Here is a 1,900-nt window from a genome sequence, read left to right as displayed (position 1 = left end):
CGAGCTGCTCGAGGATCGCCGGGTTCTCGAGCGTGGACGTGTCCTGCGTGATCGCCTCGCCCTTCGCGAGCGAGCGCAGCAGGCGCCGCATGATCTTGCCCGAGCGCGTCTTCGGCAGGTTGTCGCCGAAGCGGATGTCCTTCGGCTTCGCGATCGGCCCGATCTGCTTGCCGACCCAGTCGCGCAGCGTCTTCGCGAGCGCCGCCGCTTCCTCGCCTTCCGGACGCGAACGCTTCAGCACCACGAACGCGACCACCGCCTCGCCCGTCGTGTCGTCCGGGCGGCCGACCACCGCCGCTTCCGCAACCAGCTCGTGCGAAACCAGCGCCGACTCGATCTCCATCGTGCCGAGCCGGTGGCCCGACACGTTCAGCACGTCGTCGATGCGGCCCATGATCGTGAAGTAGCCGGTGTCCTTGTCGCGCACCGTGCCGTCGCCGGCCAGATAGAGCGTGCCGCCGAGCTCCTCGGGGTAATAGCTCTTCTTGAAGCGCACCGGGTCGCCCCAGATCGTGCGGATCATCGAGGGCCACGGACGCTTGACGACGAGAATGCCGCCTTGCCCGTTCGGCACGTCCTGGCCGGTCTCGTCGACCACCGCGGCCATGATGCCCGGCAGCGGCAGCGTGCATGACCCCGGCACCGTCGGCGTTGCGCCCGGCAGCGGCGTGATCATGTGGCCGCCGGTTTCGGTCTGCCACCACGTGTCGACGATCGGGCAGCGCTCCTGGCCGACGTGCTTGTGGTACCACATCCACGCTTCCGGATTGATCGGTTCGCCGACCGTGCCGATGATGCGCAGGCTCGACAGGTCGTAACTCTTCGGATGAACCTTGTCGTCGGCCTCGGCGGCCTTGATCAGCGAGCGGATCGCGGTCGGTGCGGTGTAGAACACCGTGACCTTGTGATCGTTGATCATCTTCCAGAAGCGGCCGGCGTCCGGCCAGGTCGGCACGCCTTCGAACACGACCTGCGTGCCGCCGCACGCGAGCGGGCCGTAGGTGATATACGTGTGGCCCGTGACCCAGCCGATGTCGGCCGTGCACCAGAACACGTCGGTCGGTTTCCAGTCGAAGGTCCACTTCATCGTCTGCGCGGCCCACAGCAGGTAGCCGCCGGTGCTGTGCTGCACGCCCTTCGGCTTGCCGGTCGAGCCCGACGTATAGAGGATGAACAGCGGATGCTCGGCGCCGACCCATTCCGGTGCGCACGTGTCGGGCTCGCTATCGGCGATCTCGTGCATCCACAGGTCGCGCCCGGCGTGCCAGTCGATCTTGCCGCCGGTGCGGCGATAGACGATCACGCTCTTGACTGCTTCGCAGCCGCCCATCGCGAGCGCCTCGTCGGCGATGCTCTTGAGCGGCAGCGTCTTGCCGCCGCGCGCCTGCTCGTCGGCGGTGATGAGCGCGACCGCGCCGACGTCGACGAGCCGCTCGTTCAGCGATTTCGCGGAGAAGCCGCCGAACACGACCGAGTGCGTGGCCCCGATGCGCGCGCAGGCCTGCATCGCGACGATGCCCTCGATCGACATCGGAATATAGATGACGACGCGATCGCCCTTGCCGAGTCCGCGTTTCTTCAGCGCATTCGCGAAGCGCGATACACGTGCCAGCAGATCGGCGTAGGTGACGCGCGTGACGGTGCCGTCGTCGGCCTCGAAGATCACCGCGACGCGCTCGCCGTTGCCGGCTTCGACGTGACGGTCGAGGCAGTTGTACGACGCGTTCAGCTCACCGTCATCGAACCACTTGTAGAACGGCGCATTGCTCTCGTCGAGCACCCTGGTGAACGGCTTGTGCCAGCTGAGGCCCTCGCGCGCGAGACGCGCCCAGAAGCCCTCGTAATCCTGCTCGGCCTCGGCGGCAAGCGCCTGGTAGGCCGGCATGCCGGAAATGGTCGC

At 67.3% G+C, this 1,900-nt stretch carries 1 protein-coding gene; it reads right to left on the bottom strand.

The features are described 5' to 3' along the window. Positions 1-1,900 (bottom strand): acetate--CoA ligase (acs, locus tag DIE08_RS35135; RefSeq protein ID WP_124906451.1); only part of this gene is annotated, 1,900 nt, incomplete at both ends.

It is taken from the genome of Burkholderia sp. Bp9004, from assembly GCF_003858025.1.
GTDB classification, from domain to species: Bacteria; Pseudomonadota; Gammaproteobacteria; order Burkholderiales; family Burkholderiaceae; genus Burkholderia; species Burkholderia diffusa.
This window is presented reverse-complemented; position numbering and strand designations above follow the sequence as displayed.